The organism is Mesorhizobium sp. B2-4-13 (genome assembly GCF_006658535.1).
Classification (GTDB): domain Bacteria; phylum Pseudomonadota; class Alphaproteobacteria; order Rhizobiales; family Rhizobiaceae; genus Mesorhizobium; species Mesorhizobium australicum.
Map to the genome: position 1 here is coordinate 285,625 of NZ_VFVB01000001.1, position 21,398 is coordinate 307,022.

A 21,398-nucleotide genomic window follows, 5' to 3' on the forward strand; every position below is an offset into this window, starting at 1 on the left:
TTCAGCCGTTGGTCAGGAACACCGCTTCCTCTTCATCGCGCTGCCTGCCGCCGAGCGCCGCGGCCGCACTGGCGATGAAGGCGCCGATGACCAGCGACAAGGCGCCGAGAAGCGCAAAGGTGGCGCTTGCTTTCCTTGCCGTGTCGGCCGCCTGCTTCGCCTTGACCTTTGCGTCCTGCGCCTTCGCCAGCACCGTGTCGACACGCGTCTTGGCATCAGCCTCGGAAAGGCCGGTGCGCGCGGCGACCAATTGCGCAAGATAGGTCTTGTCTTCCGCCGAAACCTCGCCGGCGACGGCGCCGGCGATCAGGATCCGCGAGGCCTGCCCGGCCGCGGCGGCTTCGTCGGCGGGATTGGCGGTGGCGAGCTTGGCCGGATCGGCCGGGCGGAACAGGGAATCCACCAGATAGGAGGTCGCATTGTCGGTCGATGCACCGCTGGCATTCGCCGAGGCCCCGGCCGACGCACCCATGGCGGCTCCCGAGGCCACGGTGGACGCGGCCTGCACACCTGAACCAATCGCGGCGGAAAGTGCCGAGCCAAGCACGCCGGCGACCAGCAAGGTGGCCAGCGCCCAGGCGAGAAAGCCGTGCGCGGTGTCACGGAAATAGACTTCGTCGGTGTGGATGCCGACCCATTTGGTCCGCAACCGGCCCGCAAGGTAGCCGCCTACACCGGCGGACAGCCACTGCACGATCACCAGCCAGACGGCGGTGGAAACCGCGAAGGTGGTGATCGACGCGCCAGAGCCCGACCATGGTGAAACCATGCTGAGCCCAAGACCTGAGCCGAGCAACATGAGGATGAACGTCAACGTCGAGGCCGCGAAAGCGCCGGCTATGATCGGTCCCCAGCTGACGGCGGTGGAGGACGATTCCGTGGAAGCGGATACGTCGACAGCCGATAGGGTGGACTGCATCGACGCCCCCTACCGTACGAACAGCATGATGAGAATGATGATCGGAATCGGAATGCCGAGCAACCAGAGTAGAATGCCGCGTCCCATAAAAAGCCTCCTGCAAGAAATTGTGATGGACACTGTCACAATGTCTTCGAAGGCCTTCTGTTCCGGCGCATCCTCATTATTGGCGCGCGCACGGGCCATGCCAATCTGTCAAAAGGCTGGGCGAAACCTCAAATATCCAGGTTGGCGACCGACAGTGCGTTGTCCTGGATGAATTCGCGCCGAGGCTCCACCTCGTCACCCATCAGCCGCGAGAACAGGCTGTCGGCATCGGTCGCATCGTTGACCTTGACCTGCAGCAGCGAACGCACATTCGGATCGAGCGTGGTTTCCCAGAGCTGCTCGGCATTCATCTCGCCGAGACCCTTGTAGCGCTGCATGGTCAGCCCCTTGCGGCCGGTCGCAAAGACCGCGTTGAGCAGCGCCAGCGGTCCCGAGACTGTTTCGGACACCTCCTTGCGGCGCAGCACCGGCGGCGCCCCGTAGACTTCGCTGAGGCGCTGCGCGTAGCGATCGAGCTGGCGTGCGTCGGCGGAATTGATCAACGCCATGTCGAGATGGGCGTATTCCTTGACGCTGCGCACGGTGCGTTCGAAGACATAGCCGCCGATGCCCTCGTTCGAGGTCGACATGCGGCCGGTCCAACCGCGCTCGGTGTCCTCGGCGATGATGTCGAGGCGTTGCGCGATCCGCTCCGCCATCGCGTTGGCGCGGCCAAGATCGGCGAAGATTTCGGGATTGAGCCCGCCGGCGATCGCAGCCTGCTCGACGACGTCGCGGTTATAGCGCGTGTGCAAGCCGTTGATGAGCTGGCGCACGGCAAGCGCATCGGCGACGGCGCCGTGCAGATCCTGTCCGGTCCGCACTTCCCCTGAGCCGAGCGTAAGGGACGCTTCCTCCAACCCCGAATCGATCAGGAATTCTTCGAAGGCGCTCTCATTCTTGATGTATTGCGAGCTCTTGCCGCGCGTCACCTTATAGAGCGGCGGCTGGGCGATGTAGAGGTGGCCGCGCTCGATCAGCTCCGGCATCTGCCGGAAGAAGAAAGTGAGCAGCAAGGTCCTGATATGGGCGCCGTCGACGTCCGCGTCGGTCATCAGGATGATCTTGTGGTAGCGCAGCTTGTCGGCGTTGAATTCGTCCTTACCGATCGAGGTGCCGAGCGCGGTGATCAGCGTGCCGATCATGTCGGACGAGAGCATGCGGTCGAAGCGGGCCCGCTCGACATTGAGGATCTTGCCGCGCAGGGGAAGGATTGCCTGGTTTTGGCGCGAACGGCCGCCCTTGGCGGAGCCGCCGGCCGAGTCACCCTCGACGATGAAGATTTCGGACTTCGCCGGGTCGCGTTCCTGGCAATCGGCCAGCTTGCCGGGCAGCGAGGTGACGCCGAGCGAGGTCTTGCGGGTGATGTCACGAGCCTTGCGCGCCGCTTCACGCGCCGCCGCGGCCTGGATCACCTTGTCGACGACCACCTTGCCCTCGGTCGGATGCTCTTCGAGCCACGTGCCGAGCGCTTCGTTGACCAGTCCCTCGACCACGGGACGAACCTCCGACGAGACCAGCTTGTCCTTGGTCTGCGACGAGAATTTCGGATCGGGAACCTTAACCGACAGCACCGCCGTCAGGCCCTCGCGGCAATCGTCGCCGATCAGCGAGACCTTTTCCTTCTTGGTCAGCCCCGAAGATTCGCCATAGCCGGTGATCTGGCGGGTCAGTGCGCCGCGAAAACCGGCCAGATGGGTGCCGCCATCGCGCTGCGGGATGTTGTTGGTGAAGGCCAGCACATTCTCGTGGTAACTGTCGTTCCACCACATCGCCACTTCCACGGTGATGCCGTCACGCTCGGCCCTGATGGAGATGGGCTTCCCGATCAGCGGTTTCTTGACCCGGTCGAGATATTTGACGAACTCTTCCAGGCCGCCATCATAGTGCAGTTCGTGCTTCACGACGTCGGCATGACGTGCGTCTGTCAGAACGATGCGCACGCCGGAGTTCAGGAAGGCGAGTTCGCGCAGCCGGTGCTCCAGCGTGCCGAAATCGAATTCGACCATGGTAAAGGTCTCGGACGACGGAAAGAAGGTGACCTCGGTGCCGCTGCGGCCCTCATTGGTGCCTGGGCGCTTGTCCTGCTCGTAGCTGCCGATCGCCTTCAGCGGCGCATCGGCATTGCCGTGGGTAAAGCTCATCTCGAAGACCTGGCCGTTGCGGCGGATCTTGAGCTTCAACCAGGCCGACAGCGCGTTGACCACCGAGACGCCGACGCCATGCAGACCGCCAGACACCTTGTAGGAGTTCTGGTCGAACTTTCCGCCGGCATGCAGCTGCGTCATGATCACTTCGGCCGCCGAAATGCCTTCGCTGGGGTGAATGTCGGTTGGAATGCCACGGCCATTGTCGATAACCGTCACCGAACCGTCGGGATTGAGCGTCACCGAAACCAGGTCGGCATGGCCGGCCAGCGCCTCGTCGATGGCGTTGTCGACCACTTCGTAGACCATGTGATGCAGGCCCGAGCCGTCATCGGTATCGCCGATATACATGCCCGGCCGCTTGCGGACGGCGTCCAACCCCTTCAAAACCTTGATGGAATCGGCGCCGTATTCGGCTTCAGCGCCGTTTGTGTTCTCGGTCTGGTCGCTCATGAAAACCTGTTGTCTAGATGCCGCTTTTACAGCGCGAAAAATCAGCCCCGAATCGCGCTTCTGATATGGGGTAGATATAGGCGCTAAAGGCGGTTTTTCCAAGGTTTGCAGGCATTTCCGGCGCGAATGCCGAGCCGGCAGCCGGCTATTTTTTTCGGGCGCTGAATTTAGCCAGGAGGCCGCGCAAATATTTGACCGTGGATTTGTCCCTGGCGCCAGCCGGCCCGTCTGGTCGAGCTCCAGCGAAACCAAGTTTCTTCAGCGCCGCTTCCATGGCTTCGCCGTCATGGGAGGTGGCAAGCGGCCGGACCAGCCGGTAGTCGTCATTGGCCTGGCCGATGCACGCGCCGCTCGGCCGCGATAGCGGTGGTCGCAAGCATCAGCAGCATGGCAAACAGCAAACGCAGTCGAACCGCCCCCGGCTCAGTCGTTTGCCGACCATTCCACCTCTTTATGGCGCAAGCAAGCCGCGCTGAGGCGGCTCTCTCAGGCGGCGCGCATCGGTTTCAACGCCTCGCTCCAGCGCAACAGTTCGTCCAGCATGGTCTTGGTCCCGCCCCGCACTTGCTCGCTGGCATCGAAGGCGCCGTTCTCGTCGAGCGATTTCTGGTACAGCGGCAGCGCGACACCTTCCGGGATAGGCATGATCCCGACCGAGGTCAGCAGCGGCTTCAGCGCCTGCGCCGCACGCAGGCCGCCGGAGACACCGCCATAGCTGAAGATCGCAGCGGGCTTGTATTTCCATTCGCGGGCGAGATAGTCGATCGCGTTGATGATCGCGGGTGCGGCGAAGTAATTGTATTCCGGCGCCACGAACACGAAGGCGTCAGCGGCATCCATCGCCTTCGACCAGGCCTTGGTGTGGTCGTTCTGATAATTGCCGAGCCTTGGATGATGAGGTTCATCCAGGACCGGCAGGTTGAACGCGGCTATGTCGGTCAGCACTGGCTCGAATTTTCCGTGTTCGCGTACGAACGTCTCCAGCCATTCGGCGAAAACCGGGCCAGCGCGGCCGGGCCGCGTGCTGCCGATGATGATGTTCAACTGGTGCTTCAAGGCAGGCTCCTTTGTCAGGCAGTATCTGTTGGTGACTGCCACTACGGCAGAGCGTTCCAGCAGGCAAGGTTGGATCCCTGAAGGAACGGTCACGATCGGATGAACAGACTGTCCGCCCTGGCGTTCCCGCCGTCATCGGTCCGGTTTGCCGTTCGGTGACATGGACGCCCGAGGTGGCAGCCACTACATTGATGGGAACAGCGGAGCACTTCATGGACACGCAGCCCGCCCCATTCGTTCCTCCCGCCCCGAAGCCGCGCACGTCGCCGCCTTCGACGCTGGAAATGATCCGCATCGTCTATCGCAACCCGCTCGAACTCTGGGGCGAGCCGACCTACAACGAACCCTGGATTTCTGCCAAGGGCGCTGGTGGGCCGCTGGTCATCGCCAATGATCCGGGCCTGATCCGCCATGTGCTGGTCGACAACGCCAAGAACTACAAGATGGCGACGGTGCGCCAGAAGATACTGAGGCCGATCCTGCGCGACGGCCTGCTGACGGCCGAGGGCGAGGTGTGGAAGCGGTCGCGCAAGGCAATGGCGCCGGTGTTCACGCCACGCCACATTTTCGGCTTCGCCCAGCCGATGCTGAAACGGACGCTGGAGTTCGTCACCCGTTACGAGACCGGCGGCACGTCCGATATCGCCCATGACATGACGCTGCTCACCTATGACATCCTCGCCGAGACGCTGTTTTCCGGGGAGATCGCGGGCGAGCCCGGCAGTTTCGCCAACGAGATCGACCGCCTGTTCGAAACCATGGGCCGCGTGGATCCGCTCGACCTGCTGCGCGCGCCCGACTGGCTGCCGCGGCTGACCCGTATCCGCGGCCGCAAGACCATGGCCTATTTCCGCAAGATCGTGACCGACACGGTCAAGATGCGCGAAGAGAAGTTCAGGCGCGACCCCGATGCCGTGCCGCAGGATTTCCTGACGCTGCTGCTCAAGGCCGAAGGCCCCGACGGACTGACGCGCCCGGAAGTCGAGGACAACATCATCACCTTCATCGGCGCCGGCCACGAGACCACGGCGCGCGCGCTCGGCTGGACACTTTATTGCCTGGCCGAATCGCCGTGGGAGCGCGACCGGGTCGAACAGGAGATCGACCGGGTGCTGGCGCGCGAGCCCGATCCGGCGAAGTGGCTCGACGCCATGCCGCTGACACGCGCCGCTTTCGACGAGGCGCTTCGGCTCTACCCGCCGGCGCCATCGATCAATCGCGAGCCGATCGTTCCGGAAATGTGGAAGGATCTTTATATCCCCAAGCACGCCGCCGTGCTGGTGATGCCATGGGTCGTTCACCGCCACAGGAAGCTGTGGGAACGGCCCGACGCCTTCCTGCCCGAACGCTTCCATCCGGGAAACCGTGAAAAGATCGACCGCTTCCAATATCTGCCCTTCGGCGCCGGCCCGCGCGTCTGCATCGGCGCCAGCTTCGCCATGCAGGAGGCGATCATCGCGCTCGCCATCCTCTTGTCACGCTTCCGCTTCGACGCGACCGCTGAAACAAAGCCCTGGCCGGTGCAGAAATTGACCACGCAGCCGCAAGGCGGTCTGCCGATGCGGGTCACGCCTCGCCCTCGCTGAGGGCCGACGCTTCTTATACCGCGGGCTTACGCTGCTGGAACTGGCCGGCGGCGCGGAAGCGCCAGAGGTAGCTCGGCAGGATCGTCGCGATCGATTGCGGCTGGATGCCGAGCCCCGCCAGTATCCGGTTGGCCTTGGCGGCTTCGTCCGAAACGATGTTGTGCTCGCGCAACTGCATCACCTGGTCCTTGGTCAGCAGCGGATTGGGCAACAGGCCGAGGATCGAGGCCTGGATGTTTGCCATCCACCACGGCACCGGCACCAGCAGGCGCTTGCGCTCGATAACCGTGAGCAGTTCCTGCATGCACTCCTTGAAGGTGAGCACGTTGGGGCCGCCGAGCTCGTAAACCTGGCCGCCATCGATCTTGCCGTCGACCGAACGCGCGACAGCCTCCGCCACGTCACCGACATAGACCGGCTGGAACTTGGTCTGGCCGCCGCCGATCAGCGGCAGCACCGGCGAATAACGCGCCATGTTCGCGAACCGGTTGAAGAAGCTGTCCTCCGGCCCGAAATTGATCGACGGCCGCAAGATCACGGCATCGGCGATCGTCTCCAGCACGGCCTTTTCACCGAGCGCCTTGGTGCGCGCATAATCCGATTCGGAATCCGGATCGGCGCCGAGCGCCGAAATATGGGTGAGCCCGGCGCCGACGGAGCGCGCCGCCTCGGCGATGGCGCGAGCACCGAATTCGTGCACGGCGGAGAATTTCTGCCGGCCGTTCTCATGCAGGATGGCGACGAGATTGACGACATGGTCGGCACCTTGCACGGCGCGGTCGACCGACCAGCGCACGCGCACATTGGCCTGCACCGGCTGGATCTGGCCGACATTGCCGAGCGGCTGCAAATGGCCGGCAAGGTCGGGCCGCCGGCAGGCGACCCTGATGCGATAACCGCGCTTGGCCAGCGCCCGCACGACATGACGGCCGACAAAGCCTGACCCGCCAAAGACGACGACGAGCTTTGGGGTCTGCAGGATTTCGGTCATGGCGGGCTCCGGCGCGCGTTCCAGATGGCTTGGCTGAGCCGTTTCATAGTCCGTTTTGCGCCAAAGGCAAAGGGTGACGCGTCGTCGCGTCATTCTTGTTTTTCGCGCGATTCCAAGAAAAAGCAAGGCCCGGTATTCCTGCGACAAGCGCATCGATCATGTCTTGGCCCTGCGAGCGACAGACGCAGGAAACCCCGCCGAAGCGGGGTTTCCCGGATGACATCCATGAGGTGTCAGGGGCCGACGAGCGGCCTGACCTGAGACGGTATCAGGAGGGCGTGAAGCAAGTACGCCCACCCCAGCCCTGAACATCCGACATGGTGCCACCAACCTTCTTGCAGGCGGCGACGAAATCGGCGCTGCAGTTGGCGAATTTCGCATGGCCGTTCTTGCAGTAGTGGTCCTCGGTGGCGCCGGCACCCGGCGCGGTAATGACGCCCGGGTTGGCCGGCTTGACCGGTGCGGCCTTCAAATTGGCAGCCTGCGTGGCGCCCATGAAGGAACCGAGCAGGAGGACGGCGGTCAGCATGGTGGTCTTGGTGTTGGTCATGATGATTTCCCTTGATTTGAGGTTGGGTTTCCGGGACGCGAAGGGCGATGCCTTTCACGCGGAGTAGACTTTCGATTTGATTTTGCTGTTCCCGGTCTGGATCGGGCAAGCTCACCTTGCCCTGGACAAACGTTGGTCGCCCGGGCGCTCAAAAAGGTTCAGGACGCGCGCGAAAAAAAACGCGCACAACCGCGTGTCAGGCGGGGGCGGCCAAGTAACTGTCTGCAAAGAAAGGAGAAGAAATCAGGCCGAGTAGCGTTCGGCGAATTCGGAGATGCGCTGGATCACTGCCTTGGGCGCGGTGATGCCGCGCGCCTGCGCCTTTTCGGCCGCTTCGCCGCGGGCGCGGCCGGGCACATGAACGCCGAAGCGCCGCCGCAGCCGGTCGAGCTGGTCTTTCATGCGCTGTTCGAAACCCGGGTCGAGCAGCTTGGGCTCGACGGCAAGCACGAACAGGCCGGTCCCGGGGCTGTCCGGGCCGCCGCTGAACCATGGCGCGTCGAGTGACCAGTTGGCGCCCGACAGGCCGGCCGCCAGCACTTCGACCATCAGCGCGATGTTGGCGCCGCGCTGGCCGCCGAAGGCGAGCATGGCGCCCTTCATGGCCGCCGCCGGATCGGTGGTCGGGTTGCCGCTGGCGTCCAGCGCCCAGCCTTCGGGGATCTTCTTGCCTTCCTCGGCGGCCTTGCGGATGTTGACGAAGGCGGTGGCGCTCGACGACTGGTCGATGACCAGCGGCGCCCCGTCGGCGGCGGGGGCGGCGAAAGACATCGGGTTGGTGCAATAGACCGGCTTGACCGAGCCTGAGCCGGCCAGGACGGCCGGACCATTGGTGGCGGCGAAGGACACCAGGCCCTGCGCGGCCAGCCGGCCGGTGAAGTAGCCGAGCGCCCCGCAGGTGTAGGCGTTCTTCTGCGAGAAGATGGCGACGCCGAACAGTCTTGCCGCCTTGGCGAGGTCGTCGATGGTGCGGTCGAAGCCGGTATGCGCCAGCCCGCCGCGTGCGTCCGAGAGATAGACGGCCAGCGCCGGCCGGGTGATCACAGGATCGGCATTGCCGTCGATGCGTCCGGCCTCGAGTGCTTCGAGGTAGTCGATGAAATGTGTGAGCCCGACGGCTGCAAGTCCCTCTGCCTCGGCTGCGATGATCGAGGCGGTGAGCGATTGCGCTGCTTCCTCGTTGGCGCCGGCGCCAAGTGCCGCCATCCGGCACAGCCCTTTTGCCTGGTCGAGACTGAGTTGCATGGCGATTGCCCTTAGTGAGTAGTGAGTAGGGGTTGGTGAGTGGTGAGTTGTGGAGTGCGCGGCAGCCACTTCCTACTTACCAATCCCTACCCACCACTCACTTGGATCTAACCGATCTTGACCGGGATTCGTGCCTCGATCCGGCTGAAGGCGAAGACCAGAATGCCGGTGATCGCCATATAGATCAACGCCAGGAGCAGCAAGGGCTCGTAGGTGAGATAGGTGTCCTGCCGCACCTTGGACGAGACGGCGAAGATGTCGATCACGCTGATGGTTGCCACCAGCGGCGTCGATTTCAGCTGCAGCACGGTCTCGCCGGTCAGCGTCGGCAGCGCCCGGTAGAAAGCTTGCGGCAGCCAGACGCGGCGGAAGATCTTCCAGCGGCTCATGCCGAAGGCGCGGGCGGCTTCCAACTGCCCCTTGGGGACGCCGGCAAAGGCGCCGCGCATCACTTCGCCCTCGTAGCCGGCGAAGGACAAGGTCAGCGCCAGCACGCCGTACGGCCAGGCCTGCCTGAGATAGGGCCACATCCAGGATTCGCGGATCCATGGATATTGCGGGAAAAGCGAGCCCAGCCCGTAATAAAGCAGCCATAGCTGCAGAAGCAGCGGCGTGCCGCGGATGATGGTGCAGAAGACTTTCGCAGGTGCCGCGACCCAGATCGAGCCGGCCGCCTGCGCCAGCCCGACGGGCACGGCGATCATGAAGCCGAGCGTACAGGTGACGGCCAGGATCCACAGGGCACGCCAGATGCCCATCAGGCCCATTTCCCAATATTGCGGCAGCCAGTCCCAGCGCATGAAGAAGGCGGCCGACGCCACCAGCCCCAGCGCGATCAGGATCAGCACGATGCGATGCGGCTGCAGCCAGAGCGATGCGCGCGCCGCCGTGTCGATGATGACCGTTTCGCTGGTCATCAGCGTGCCTCCTTGATCGAAGGCATGCCGCGCCGCGCCCATTTCTCCGCGCGGCCAAGCAGGAGGTTCGAAACCAGTGTCACGCAGAGATAGAGCACGCCGGCGGCGAGGAAGAAAACCAGATATGCCTTGGTGACGCCCGCCGCCTGTCGTGTCGCCAGTGTCAGTTCGAAGAAGCCGACGACGGCCAGCAGCGCGGTATCCTTGGTGGCGATCAACCACAGATTGGCGAGGCCCGGAATGGCGAAAGGCAGCATCGCCGGCAGCGTGATGCGCCGCAACAGAAGGCCGGGAGACATGCCGAAGGCGCGGGCGGCTTCGATCTGGCCCTGCGGGATAGCGAGGATCGCGCCGCGGATGACTTCCGTCGAATAGGCGCCCTGGACGAAGCCGAGCACGGCGATGCCGGCCACCAGCCCGCTGATGTCGACACGCTGGTAACCCATCGCCGTCAGCACCTGGTTTATCAGGTCGGTGCCGGCATAGTAGAGCAGCAGGATCAGCACCAGTTCCGGCACGGCGCGCACCACGGTGGTGTAGACCGCGAACAGGTCGCGCACCACGGGTCCGCCGTAAAGCTTGCCATAGGCACCGCAGGTTCCAATCAGCAGGCCGACGATGGTCGCGCCGACGGCGATCTCTAGCGAATGCAGGAGCCCGAGCAAGAGCGTCCCGCCCCAGCCGACGGGAGCCGGCGAGAGCAGTTCGACGATGCCGGCCGCGGAGGCCGGAAGAAAGGATTCGATCAGCTTCGCCCCCGGATTGCTGGCTCTGTCCGCCGGCACCAGCAGCCGGCGGCAAGCATGCGTGGACAGGCCGGCTGGAGGACGAGGGCGTCAGCGCCCTGTCCTCCAGCCGATGCGAGGGTCTCAGTTCGACTGCGTGGCGCCGCCGTAAATGTCGAAATCGAAATATTTCTTCGAGATCTCGTCATATTTGCCGTTGGCGCGGATCGCCTTGATGCCGGCGTTGATCTTCTCTTTCAGGGCGGTGTCTTCCTTGCGCACGCCGGCGCCGACGCCCGGTCCGAGCACCTCGTCGTCAGGGGCCACCATGCCCTTGAGATCGCAGCAGGCCTTGCCCTGGTCGGTCTTGAGGAACTCCTTGAGCGCGATGGAATCGGCCTGCACCGCGTCGAGGCGGCCCGCGGCGAGGTCGTTGTTGGCTTCGTCCTGCGTCTGGTATTCCTTGATCTCGGATGCGGTGGGGCCGAAATGCTTCTTGGCGTAGACGGCATGCACCGTCGACACCTGGACGCCGAGGACCTTGCCCTTGAGATCGTCGGGCGTGGCGCCGAACTTCTGGTCCTTGGGGCCGATGATGGCGGTCGGGGTGTTGTAGTATTTGTCGGAGAAGTCGATGGTCTTCTTGCGTTCGTCGGTGATCGACATCGACGAGACGATGAGGTCGATCTTCTTGGTGGTCAGTGCCGGGATGATGCCGTCCCAGGCGACAGGGGTGATGACGCAGTCGAGCTTCTCTTCGGCGCACACGGCGTCGATGAAGTCGATCTCCCAGCCGACCCATTTGCCCGAAGCATCGGGCGAGGTGAAGGGCGCGTAGGGTTCGGCGGCGACGCCGATCTTGACCGGATCGGCCTTGGCCACGCCCATGGCGGCGACGCCGAGCAGCAGCGCCGCGGCGAATGTCTTCAGAACAGTCTTCATTTCAGAACTCCCAGTTTGTTGTTGGTTCCCGGTTTTCTTCCGTCCCGGCCTGTCCCTAGCCGATGTTGCGGATGAACTGCTTTAGCCTTTCGGACTTGGGCGCGCCGAAGATCTGCTCCGGCGGGCCTTCCTCCTCGACCAACCCGTTGTAGAGGTAGACGACGTGGGTCGCGACCTCGCGGGCGAATTTCATTTCGTGGGTGACCAGCACCATGGTGCGGCCTTCACGCGCCAGATCGCCAATCACCTTCAGCACTTCGCCGACCAGTTCGGGATCGAGCGCCGAGGTCGGTTCGTCGAACAGCATGACGCGCGGATTGATGGCCAAGGCGCGAGCGATCGCGGCGCGCTGCTGCTGGCCGCCGGAGAGATAGGCCGGATAGACATCGCGCTTCTCGGCCAGACCGACGCGCACCAGCAGCTTTTCGGCCTGGGCGACAGCCTGGTCGCGCTTGACGCCCAGCACATGAACGGGAACCTCGATGACGTTTTCGATCAGCGTCATATGGCTCCACAGGTTGAAGTTCTGGAACACCATGCCGAGCTTGGAGCGGATGCGTTCGATCTGCCTGCGGTCGGCCGGAATGGTATGGCCATGGCTGTCCGCCTTGAGCTTGATCTCCTCGCCATTGACCCGGATGATGCCGCTGGTCGGGTTTTCCAGGCAGTTGATGCAGCGCAGCAGCGTCGATTTGCCTGAGCCCGAGCCGCCGATGATGGCGATGACCTCGCCGTCGCGCGCCGACAGCGATACGCCCTTCAGCACATGCAGTTGACCGAATTTCTTGTGCAGGTTCTCGACATGGATGGCTTCTGCGGCGCCGTCCTGCGCCTCGCCGGATGGGACTTTGGCAGCTGCCACAGCGCTCACCAAATGACCTCCATATCGCCGCCGGCGGTTCGTCGAACGTCTATCCGGCTAATCAACATACGCTGTACTGCCTCGCTCCAGACCTCAAGCATGGACCCAACAGAGCGAGCCCGTCAATCCCGCTCATTACGGCACTTGCGGCCTTGTTGTGCAAGTGTATAAATAACCTCTCACGAAATTTTCTCGGTTTTTTTCAGCTTAAAAAAGGGCATCGATGAGCGCTTTCGGATCCCAGTCCATGGCGGCGCCGCTGCGGCGCGTGCTGATGCGGTCGGCGGCCAACGCCATGCGCGACGCCGACCGGGCTGCCTGGCACTATGGTCCGGGATTCAACCCGGCGAAAGCGGCCTCGCAGCACGCAGTCCTTGCTGAACTGGTGGCGGCGTCCGGCGCCGAGATCGAATGGATCGAGGACAAGGCCGACGGACTTTCGGATTCGGTGTTCACGCACGACCCTTCGCTGATGACCGACCGCGGTGCGCTGATCCTGTCCATGGGCAAGCCGCTGCGCGCCAGGGAGCCTTCGCTGCATGAAGAAACCTACAGAAGGCTGGGCATTCCGATCCTTGGTCGCGTCGAGGCTCCTGGCCAGGTCGAAGGTGGCGACTGTGTATGGGTGGATGCCCGCACGCTGGCGATCGGGCGCGGTGTCCGTTCCAACCAGGAAGGCATCCAGCAGGTTTCCAACCTGCTGTCGCCGCTGGGGATTTCCGTCTACGGCTTTGATCTGCCGCTGTGGCAGGGCGAAGAGGCGTGCCTGCATCTGATGTCGGTTATCAGCCCGCTGGCCGACGACCTGGCGCTGGTCTATTCGCCGCTTTTACCGGCCCCTTTCTATCAGACGCTGAAGGCACGCGGCATCCGGCTGGTCGAAGGCGACGCCGAGGAGTTCGCGGCTTCCAACGGCCTCAGCCTCAACGTACTGCCGACCAGCCCGCTCAAGGTCATTGCCGTCGCGGGCTTTCCCAGGACCAAGGCCGCCATGGAAGCCGCCGGATGCACGGTTGAAATCTTCGAGGCGGACGCGCTCTGCATCGCCTGCGAAGGCGGGCCGACATGCCTGACGCGACCGATCCTGCGCCAATGAATGGGCGCCGTAAGTTCCGTCGCGAGGGCGAGGAGCGGCGGCGGCAGGATCTGATCGAAGCGACTCTGGACAGCGTGGCGGAATATGGCCTGCAAGGCGCCAGCCTGCGCACCATCGCATTGCGTGCCGGCGTCACCGCCGGGCTGATCCGGCATTATTTCCCGGGCAAGGAAGAATTGCTGCAGGAAGCCTATACGGCGCTGGTCGACCGCATGACCGAGCAGGCGAAGGCGGCATTGGTCATGGATGATGCCTCGCCGCGCCAGCGTCTTGCGGCTTTCATCACCGCCAATCTCAATGCGCCGATCATCGACGCGCGGGTGTTTTCGCTCTGGGCAACCTTCATCGGCCGCGCCAGTGCGGATCCCGCCCTGGCCCGTGCCCACCGCGAAGGCTACCTTGGCTTTCGCAACGAGGTGGAAGCAGTTGTGGCCGACGTGCTCGCCGCCGAACAGCACAAGCCGGACGCAACCCAGTTGCGCCACCATGCCATCGCGATCAATGCGATCATCGACGGGCTCTGGATCGAAGGCTGCCTGGCCGGCGAGATGTTCTCGCCCGGCGAATTGGCGGCGATTGGCATCAAGGCTGTCGAGTCCGAACTCGGCCTCGCGCCGCTGGAGCAATTCCTGGAAAAATGAGAAGCGGTTTTCCCGGGAAAAGCGCGCAGCGCTTCCCCCTTGGGAATTGCGTAGAAACAAAGAGATAGGGGAGAAAACCAATGACCACTGTGGGCGAAGCGCTCATTTCGCTGCTCGAGGCGCATGGCGTCGACACCGTGTTCGGCATTCCCGGCGTCCACACGGTCGAACTCTATCGCGGTCTTGCGCGCTCGAAGATTCGCCACATCACGCCGCGCCACGAACAGGGCGCCGGCTTCATGGCCGACGGCTATGCGCGCGCCGGCGGCAGGCCGGGCGTCGCCTTCGTCATCACCGGGCCGGGGCTGACCAACACCATCACCGCCATGGGCCAGGCGCGCGCCGATTCGGTGCCGATGCTGGTGATCTCCGGCGTCAACGCCACCGACACGCTCGGCAAGGGGCTCGGCTTCCTGCACGAATTGCCCGATCAGCGCGGCATGATGGAGAAGGTAGCGCTGTTGTCGCTACGCGTGGCCGGGGCCAGCGAATTGCCCGGTGCGCTGGCGCGGGCTTTCGCCCTGTTTTCCTCGTCTCGGCCCGGCCCTGTGCATATAGAGATCCCGACCGATATCATGGTCAAGCCGGCGGACGGATTGTCGGCAGCCTTGAGCAATGCCGGGCCGCCGGCGCCAGAGCGTGCCACCATTGCCAGGGCTGCCGAACTCATCGCCACCGCACGCCGCCCGCTCATCCTTGCAGGCGGCGGCGCCAAGAAAGCCGATGCGGCGCTGCGGCGCCTTGCCGAAAGGCTGGGCGCGCCGATTGTCGAGACCACCAACGCGCGCGGTCTCATGCATGGCCATCCGCTTTGCGTGCCGGCAAGCCCAAGCCTCAAGGCGGTTCGCGCGCTCATGGCCGGGGCCGATCTGGTGATCGCCGCCGGTACCGAATTCGGCCCGACCGACTATGACGGCTATGGCGACGGTGGCTTCGTACTGCCTTCGAACCTGATCCGTATCGACATCGGCGCCGACCAGCTTGCGCGGCGTCCGGTGACGGTCGCCATCCAGGCCGATTGCGCCGAGGCGATCGAGGCGCTGCTTGCGGCGATCGATCCCGCCCACAGCGCTGGCGAAGATGGCCATGGCCGCGCCGCGGCGGCGCGAAAGGCCGCTTTTGCCGAGTTGAGCCCGGCCTATGCGGCGCAGGTGTGTGCCGTGGAAATGATCCGCGACGCTTTGCCCGGTGCCATCATCGTTGGCGACTCGACCCAGCCGATTTACGCCGCCAACCTCTATTACGACCACGACCGGCCCGGCGGCTGGTTCAATGCCGCGACCGGCTTTGGCGCGCTTGGCTACGGTCCGCCGGCGGCGATCGGTGCGGCACTTGCCGTGCCCGATGCGCCGGTTGTCTGCCTGACCGGCGACGGGGGCTTCCAGTTCACCTTGCCGGAGATAGCGGTGGCGCTCGATTCTGGAGCGCCCGTCATCTTCGTGGTCTGGAACAACAGAGGCTATCGCGAGATCGAGACCTCGATGCTCGATGTCGGCGTGGAACCTGTCGGCGTGTCGCCGGCGCCGCCGGATTTCTGCAAGCTTGCCGAAGCCTATGGCATTGGTGCCGAAAGGCTGGCCGACATCGACGCCTTGCCACAGGCGCTCAGGCACGCCCGGGCAACGGGGCTGCCGCGCGTCATCGAAGTCACGGTCGTCTGAAACATCCGGGCCGTCCTTGCCGACAGGAAGCGGACCATTTGCCGGCTTGGTTTTTGCAAGACCTGATCCGCTTCCGGGCGGCTTCGTTATTCGGCGATGCCCTGACGCATGCAAAGACGTGACGGCTGCCATGTCGAGATATCGGTTGAGTGAGCGACTGAAAGGGGCGACGCTTCGCGTCGGCGCGGCAAACCAACGACAAAAGTCATAAAAATGACAGGAGCGGTCCAGGATGACGGAAACACTTGAAGGCAGGCACATCGTTGTGACCGGTGGAACCGGCGCGCTCGGTGGGGCGGTGGTCGGCAGACTGCTGGAACAGGGCGCGATCTGCCACGTGCCGAACGCGCATGCCGCGGCACCTCAGCACTTCCCCTTCACCACGCACGACAATGTCAAACTGGCGCACAATGTCGATCTCTCGGACCCCGCCAAGGTCGAGGCGTTCTACAGCCAGGTTCCTGCCTTGTGGGGATCGATCCATCTGGCCGGCGGCTTTGCCATGGCGCCGGTGGAGAAGATCGAATCGGCGTCGTTTGCCGAGATGATGGACACCAACGCCCGCACCGCCTTCCTGTGCAGCCGCGCCGCCATCCGCTCGATGCTGGCGTCGGATACTGCCGGTCGCATCGTCAATGTCACGGCACGCGCCGGGCTCGACCCGCGCCGCGGCGCCGGCATGGTCGCCTATACGGCCAGCAAGGCGGCGGTCGCGGCCATGACGGTGGCGATGGCGGAAGAATTGAAGGCCCAGGGCATCCTGGTCAACGCGGTGGCCCCATCGACGCTCGACACGCCGGCCAACCGCGCCGACATGCCGGATGCCGATTTCACCAAATGGGTCAGCCTCGAAGCAGCGGCCGAGGCAATCGCCTATCTCGCCTCGCCGGCCAATCAGGCAATGAGCGGAACGCTGGTGCCGCTCTACGGCAGGGCCTGAGCGGAGAGCGTCGAAGCCGGGCAGCCGGCGTCGGATCCGTCGGCGTTGCGGTAGCTGTAGACACGCAGCGGCGATGAAGCGTCGGTGGGACACTCCCTCAACCAAGCCGGCGGCTTGCCTTCCATCAGGGCCGCCGCGAACGGGTAGGCGGCTTCGAGACCCGGCGACGGCGCGCCTCGCCAGGCACAGATCGCGACATGTGTCGCCTTCGACGTGTCGAGAATTGCGCGCGGGTCGGCGGTCATGGGGTCGAGAAAGCGGTAGCTCCGTTCGATGCCCTTGGCCGAAGGGTGGTTTGGGATCGTCACCACCTTGGGGCCGTCGGCCAGCGCGACGAAATGCGATCCGATGAGCGGTGGCGAAAAGACGATGGCGCCCGATGGCCAACCCCGTTGCGCTCCGAAATGATCAAGGTCGCAACTGTCGGCGAATTCAGCGGCGGGTATCGCCGCTTGGGAGGGTCTGACCGCCAGATGGTACAGCGCCATGGCCCCGGACAAAACCAGACCGGGCAGGATCAATGCGTATTTGCGCGATGGCGCCGGCACGGGAGATTTCAAGTAGCGCCGCAGCCCCGAACCTTGCGGCAGCAGGCTCTCCAGCACGAAGATCAGGCCGATGCCGGAGAAAATCGGGAGATAGCGGAAGTAGCGGAGATAGTCGATCGCCAGCACCAATCCGAGCAGCGAAAACAGAGCCAGTATGACCAGAGGCCGGCTGCGGCCATGCGACCCGGTGCAGATGACGACCGGCGCGAGCGCGCCGGCGAACAGCAGCAACATGCTGGGAAAGCCGGACGACAGGACGAAATCGGGGCGCCGAAACAGGCTCAATTCCTGAAGAATTCTGTTGAGCATGTTGTCGCGGACATAGGCGTCCATCGACGCGTAAGGGCCGTCCAGGCATTGCGGAAACAGTTTCACCAGCGCCACCAGGCTGATGGCGGCGAACACCAGCAGAAGCGAGGCCCGCATTGCCCAGCCGCCACGCGTGCCGACAAGCCGAGGTACGACGGCGAATGAGAGCCCGGCGGCGGTCAGCGCCAGCACATGCGGCGCGGAATAGGTATCGCATTTGACCGCGGCATAGGCCGAGGGCGCGACGGTAGCGGCGAACAGGCCGATCGCGCCGATCGCCAGGGCCACTCCAAAGCCGGTGATCCCTGTCGCACTCTCGTCGCGGCCGGCGATCCAGTCGAAGGCGTAGACGGCCATCACCAGGGCGAAGAACGGTGCGAACTCGGCGCTGATCGCGATTGCCAGGGCTGTCAGCAAGCCGTTGACGAAGGGCGAAAGGCGATTCCGCGACAGCAACAGGACCAGGGCCGCAAGCAGAAGCAATATCTGCAGATTGTGATAGTCGATCCGCCCCGGCGCGTATTCGAAGAAGGTGCGCGCGGCGAAGATCAAGGCCAACGGCAATGCAATGGCCGGATAGGCAAAGCCCATCGCGACAATCAGCCGGTTGTAGAAGTAGAGCGCGGGTACAAACAGGAGCAGCGGCACGACAAAGCTTGCTGCCATCAACGCCGGCTCGAAGCCGGCGAACGGCGCGAGCAGCCACGCAAAAGCGGCATAGGGCAGGTCCACGATCCATGGCCAGTGCGAGATGTAGGGCTCGGGCTGGGCAATGCCGGGCATTGTCCGGTCGAAGATATTCCCGGTCTCGAGCAAGGTGCGGATCTCGTGTATTTTGAGAAGGTCGTCCGCATCGGCATTGAGCCGGAAGCCCAGGGACCAGAGGACGATCATCACCGTCACCATGCCGCAGAAGCAGAAAAGGGCCGGTGCGCTCATATAAAGACGCGGCAGCCACGAAGATTGCGCTGCGGCCCTGTCGTCGTCATTGCTCATGGAAGGCTTCCCCGGGACGACTGCCAAATACGCGAGGAAGTTTATCTTGCCGTAAAGAAAGACCCCGCCGGATCGCTCCGGCGGGGTCTTTGTTCAAGCCGCACGAAAATCGTGCGGCAAGCGGTTAATCCTTAGTTGCCCTGCTTCTTCAGCGCGGCACCCAGGATGTCGCCCAGCGAAGCGCCGGAGTCGGTCGAGCCGTACTGTGCGACGGCTTCCTTCTCTTCGGCGATTTCCAGCGCCTTGATCGAGACCTGCAGCTTGCGGGTCTTCTTGTCGAAGGCGATGACACGGGCGTCGACCTTCTGGCCGACGGTGAAGCGCTCGGGGCGCTGCTCGTCGCGATCGCGGCTGAGGTCGGAGCGCTTGATGAAGGTCTCGATGCCGCTGTCGACCAGCCGCACTTCCAGACCGCCATCCTTGACGCCGATGACTTCGCAGGTAACGACGGCGTTCTTGCGCAGTTCGCCTGACGTCGCGGCTTCGCCGACCGTGTCCTTGGCCAGCTGCTTGATGCCGAGCGAGATGCGCTCCTTGTCGATGTCGACGTCGAGCACCTGCGCCTTGACCATGTCACCACGATTGTACTCTTCGATGACCTGCTCGCCCGGACGGGTCCAGTCGAGATCGGAGAGGTGCACCATGCCGTCCACGTCGCCTTCGAGGCCGATGAACAGGCCGAACTCGGTCTTGTTCTTGACCTCGCCCTCGACCTGGCTGCCGACCGGATGGCTCGAGGCGAAAGCCTGCCACGGGTTCTCGAGCGTCTGCTTGAGGCCGAGCGAGATGCGGCGCTTGGCCGGATCGACTTCGAGCACCACCACGTCGACTTCCTGCGTTGTCGACAGGATCTTGCCGGGATGCACGTTCTTCTTGGTCCACGACATTTCCGAAACGTGGATAAGGCCCTCGATGCCCGGCTCCAGCTCGACGAACGCGCCGTAGTCGGTGATATTGGTGACGGTGCCCTTGATCTTCTTGCCGATCGGGAACTTGGTGCCGATCTCGGACCACGGATCGCTCTCGAGCTGCTTCATGCCGAGCGAGATGCGGTGGGTTTCCTGGTTGATGCGGATGATCTGCACCTTGACCGTCTGACCGATGTTGAGGATTTCGGTCGGATGGTTGACGCGGCGCCATGCCATGTCGGTGACATGCAGCAGGCCGTCGATGCCGCCGAGGTCGACGAACGCACCGTAATCGGTGATGTTCTTGACGACGCCTTCGACAACCTGGCCTTCCTCGAGGTTCTGCACGATTTCCGAACGCTGTTCGGCGCGGCTCTCCTCAAGCACGGTACGGCGCGACACGACGATGTTGCCGCGGCGGCGATCCATCTTGAGGATCTCGAAGGGCTGCGGGTTGTGCATCAGCGGGGAGACGTCGCGGATCGGGCGAATATCGACCTGGCTGCGCGGCAGGAAGGCCACGGCGCCGTCGAGGTCGACGGTGAAGCCGCCCTTGACCTGGTTGAAGATGACGCCTTCGACGCGCTCACCCTTGGTGAACTTCTCTTCGAGCTTGACCCAGCTCTCCTCGCGGCGTGCCTTGTCGCGCGACAGCACGGCCTCGCCCAGCGCATTTTCGATGCGCTCGACCATGACTTCGACGGTGTCGCCGACCTTGAGCGTCGAGTCCTTGCCCTTTACGCCGAATTCCTTCAGCGGCACACGGCCTTCGACCTTGAGGCCGACATCGATGATGGCCATGTCTTTTTCGATCGCCAGAATCGTGCCCTTGACGACTTGGCCTTCGCCGGAATGACCGGTGGTAAATGATTCTTCGAGCAGGCTCGCGAAATCATCGCGAGTGGGATTTGCAGCAGACATTGTTTCTCCTGGAGTACCCCGCATTTTTCGCGGGGTGGGCGCCGTGGGTTAGCGTTGCGTTGGCCTGCCGGCGTTCCGGGCTGCAAAAGCCCTGGGCCGCTTTTCAAGCGGCAATTCCGGCGCATGAAGAATGCTGGCAGGCTGGTTCGTGCCCGATATGGGTATTTTCTTCGCCTCCGGCAACCGGAAGCAGCATGAAACCCGGATCAGGCCTTGTTTCTCTTGGCCAGCACGTCGTCGATGACGGACATGGCCGCGAGAAACGCGGCTTCTATAGCCATTTCGCTGGTATCAAGCAAGTGCGCGTCGGCCGCCGGCTTCAGCGGCGAGTCCGCCCGGCCCATGTCGCGCTCGTCGCGACGCTGGATATCGGCAAGGATTTCGGCGAAATCGGCGGTGCCGCCGATGCTTTCGATCTCAGCCAGCCGGCGCTTGGCGCGCACCTCGGCACTTGCCGTCACATAGAGTTTGATGTCGGCGTCGGGGCACACGACCGTGCCGATGTCGCGCCCGTCCAGCACCGCGCCCGGCGGCGTCCTTGCGAAGTCGCGCTGCTTTTCGACCAGGATGCGCCGCACGGTAGGGAAAACCGCGACCTTCGAGGCGGCCTCGCCAACCGCATGCGCCGACAGCACCGCGCGGTCGAGCTTTGCCAGATCGACCTGGCGGGCGGCGGTTTCTGCCGCCGAGACATTGTCGAGCGGTAGGCCCAGCCGCAGCAGCGCATGGGCGACAGCGCGATAGGTCAGGCCGGTGTCGAGCAGGTTGAGGCGGTAGTGATCGGCGAGACGGCGGGCGAGCGTGCCTTTGCCCGCGCCGGCCGGTCCGTCGATGGCGATGGTGAAGGGGTGGGTCATTGGCATGCAGACGCCTTATGCATGGAAGCAGGCCCCCGCGA

19 protein-coding genes are annotated in these 21,398 nt (G+C 63.9%); 5 read left to right on the forward strand and 14 right to left on the reverse strand.

What is annotated here, in order from left to right; genetic code table 11:
* Position 1: 1 nt before the first annotated feature.
* From FJ936_RS01455 to FJ936_RS01470, 4 genes are all read right to left on the reverse strand, one after another.
* Positions 2–919, reverse strand: a complete 918-nt coding sequence (locus FJ936_RS01455) for a membrane protein (protein WP_015314275.1) — start codon at positions 917–919, stop codon at positions 2–4.
* Between the two features lie 9 nt (positions 920–928).
* Positions 929–1,105, reverse strand: a complete 177-nt coding sequence (locus tag FJ936_RS30410; protein ID WP_181171140.1) for a hypothetical protein — start codon at positions 1,103–1,105, stop codon at positions 929–931.
* A 29-nt stretch (positions 1,106–1,134) separates the two neighbouring features.
* On the reverse strand, positions 1,135–3,606 hold the full coding sequence (gene gyrB, locus FJ936_RS01460; RefSeq protein ID WP_140615003.1) for a DNA topoisomerase (ATP-hydrolyzing) subunit B: 2,472 nt from the start codon (positions 3,604–3,606) through the stop codon (positions 1,135–1,137).
* Between the two features lie 486 nt (positions 3,607–4,092).
* Positions 4,093–4,662: an NADPH-dependent FMN reductase gene (locus FJ936_RS01470; protein ID WP_141906040.1), complete on the reverse strand. Its 570-nt coding sequence runs from the start codon at positions 4,660–4,662 to the stop codon at positions 4,093–4,095.
* Between the two features lie 212 nt (positions 4,663–4,874).
* Here FJ936_RS01470 and FJ936_RS01475 point away from each other — a divergent pair, with 212 nt between their 5' ends.
* Positions 4,875–6,248 (forward strand): cytochrome P450, encoded by a 1,374-nt coding sequence (locus FJ936_RS01475; protein WP_141906041.1) that lies wholly within the window; start codon positions 4,875–4,877, stop codon positions 6,246–6,248.
* Positions 6,249–6,261: 13 nt separating this feature from the next.
* Here the strand turns inward: FJ936_RS01475 and FJ936_RS01480 are convergent, their stop codons facing one another.
* The 7 genes from FJ936_RS01480 to FJ936_RS01510 all read right to left on the reverse strand — a co-directional run bounded on the left by FJ936_RS01480 (position 6,262) and on the right by FJ936_RS01510 (position 12,489).
* Complete coding sequence (locus tag FJ936_RS01480; RefSeq protein ID WP_141906042.1) at positions 6,262–7,239, reverse strand: complex I NDUFA9 subunit family protein; 978 nt, start codon at positions 7,237–7,239, stop codon at positions 6,262–6,264.
* A gap of 268 nt (positions 7,240–7,507) precedes the next feature.
* Positions 7,508–7,789, reverse strand: a complete 282-nt coding sequence (locus FJ936_RS01485) for a hypothetical protein (protein WP_141906043.1) — start codon at positions 7,787–7,789, stop codon at positions 7,508–7,510.
* A 243-nt stretch (positions 7,790–8,032) separates the two neighbouring features.
* Complete coding sequence (locus tag FJ936_RS01490) at positions 8,033–9,034, reverse strand: Ldh family oxidoreductase (RefSeq protein ID WP_141906044.1); 1,002 nt, start codon at positions 9,032–9,034, stop codon at positions 8,033–8,035.
* A 107-nt stretch (positions 9,035–9,141) separates the two neighbouring features.
* On the reverse strand, positions 9,142–9,951 hold the full coding sequence (locus FJ936_RS01495) for an ABC transporter permease (protein WP_141906045.1): 810 nt from the start codon (positions 9,949–9,951) through the stop codon (positions 9,142–9,144).
* Entirely contained in the window at positions 9,951–10,616 is a 666-nt protein-coding gene (locus FJ936_RS01500; protein WP_041163582.1) for an ABC transporter permease, read from the reverse strand. Before FJ936_RS01500 ends, FJ936_RS01495 begins: the two co-directional genes overlap by 1 nt.
* A gap of 204 nt (positions 10,617–10,820) precedes the next feature.
* Entirely contained in the window at positions 10,821–11,618 is a 798-nt protein-coding gene (locus FJ936_RS01505; protein WP_140614991.1) for a transporter substrate-binding domain-containing protein, read from the reverse strand.
* Positions 11,619–11,673: 55 nt separating this feature from the next.
* Entirely contained in the window at positions 11,674–12,489 is an 816-nt protein-coding gene (locus tag FJ936_RS01510) for an ABC transporter ATP-binding protein (RefSeq protein ID WP_015314265.1), read from the reverse strand.
* Between the two features lie 214 nt (positions 12,490–12,703).
* On the opposite strand from FJ936_RS01510, the gene FJ936_RS01515 reads away from it, so the two are divergent.
* The 4 genes from FJ936_RS01515 to FJ936_RS01530 all read left to right on the forward strand — a co-directional run bounded on the left by FJ936_RS01515 (position 12,704) and on the right by FJ936_RS01530 (position 16,818).
* On the forward strand, positions 12,704–13,576 hold the full coding sequence (locus FJ936_RS01515; RefSeq protein ID WP_140614989.1) for a dimethylarginine dimethylaminohydrolase family protein: 873 nt from the start codon (positions 12,704–12,706) through the stop codon (positions 13,574–13,576).
* Complete coding sequence (locus FJ936_RS01520) at positions 13,546–14,217, forward strand: TetR family transcriptional regulator C-terminal domain-containing protein (protein ID WP_015314263.1); 672 nt, start codon at positions 13,546–13,548, stop codon at positions 14,215–14,217. Before FJ936_RS01515 ends, FJ936_RS01520 begins: the two co-directional genes overlap by 31 nt.
* A gap of 80 nt (positions 14,218–14,297) precedes the next feature.
* Positions 14,298–15,878 carry a 5-guanidino-2-oxopentanoate decarboxylase gene (locus FJ936_RS01525; protein ID WP_141906046.1) on the forward strand — a complete coding sequence of 527 codons (1,581 nt, stop codon included), beginning with the start codon at positions 14,298–14,300 and terminating at the stop codon, positions 15,876–15,878.
* 232 nt (positions 15,879–16,110) lie between these two features.
* Positions 16,111–16,818 carry an SDR family NAD(P)-dependent oxidoreductase gene (locus tag FJ936_RS01530; RefSeq protein WP_140614983.1) on the forward strand — a complete coding sequence of 236 codons (708 nt, stop codon included), beginning with the start codon at positions 16,111–16,113 and terminating at the stop codon, positions 16,816–16,818.
* Here FJ936_RS01530 and FJ936_RS01535 read toward each other — a convergent pair.
* The 3 genes from FJ936_RS01535 to cmk all read right to left on the reverse strand — a co-directional run bounded on the left by FJ936_RS01535 (position 16,803) and on the right by cmk (position 21,357).
* Positions 16,803–18,671 (reverse strand): hypothetical protein, encoded by a 1,869-nt coding sequence (locus FJ936_RS01535; protein WP_141906047.1) that lies wholly within the window; start codon positions 18,669–18,671, stop codon positions 16,803–16,805. The two genes, FJ936_RS01530 and FJ936_RS01535, sit on opposite strands and share 16 nt — an antisense overlap.
* 131 nt (positions 18,672–18,802) lie before the next feature.
* A complete protein-coding gene (rpsA, locus tag FJ936_RS01540) occupies positions 18,803–20,500 on the reverse strand; it encodes a 30S ribosomal protein S1 (RefSeq protein WP_015314259.1) in 1,698 nt (565 codons plus the stop codon).
* Positions 20,501–20,706: 206 nt separating this feature from the next.
* On the reverse strand, positions 20,707–21,357 hold the full coding sequence (gene cmk, locus FJ936_RS01545; protein WP_140614979.1) for a (d)CMP kinase: 651 nt from the start codon (positions 21,355–21,357) through the stop codon (positions 20,707–20,709).
* Positions 21,358–21,398: the final 41 nt, after the last annotated feature.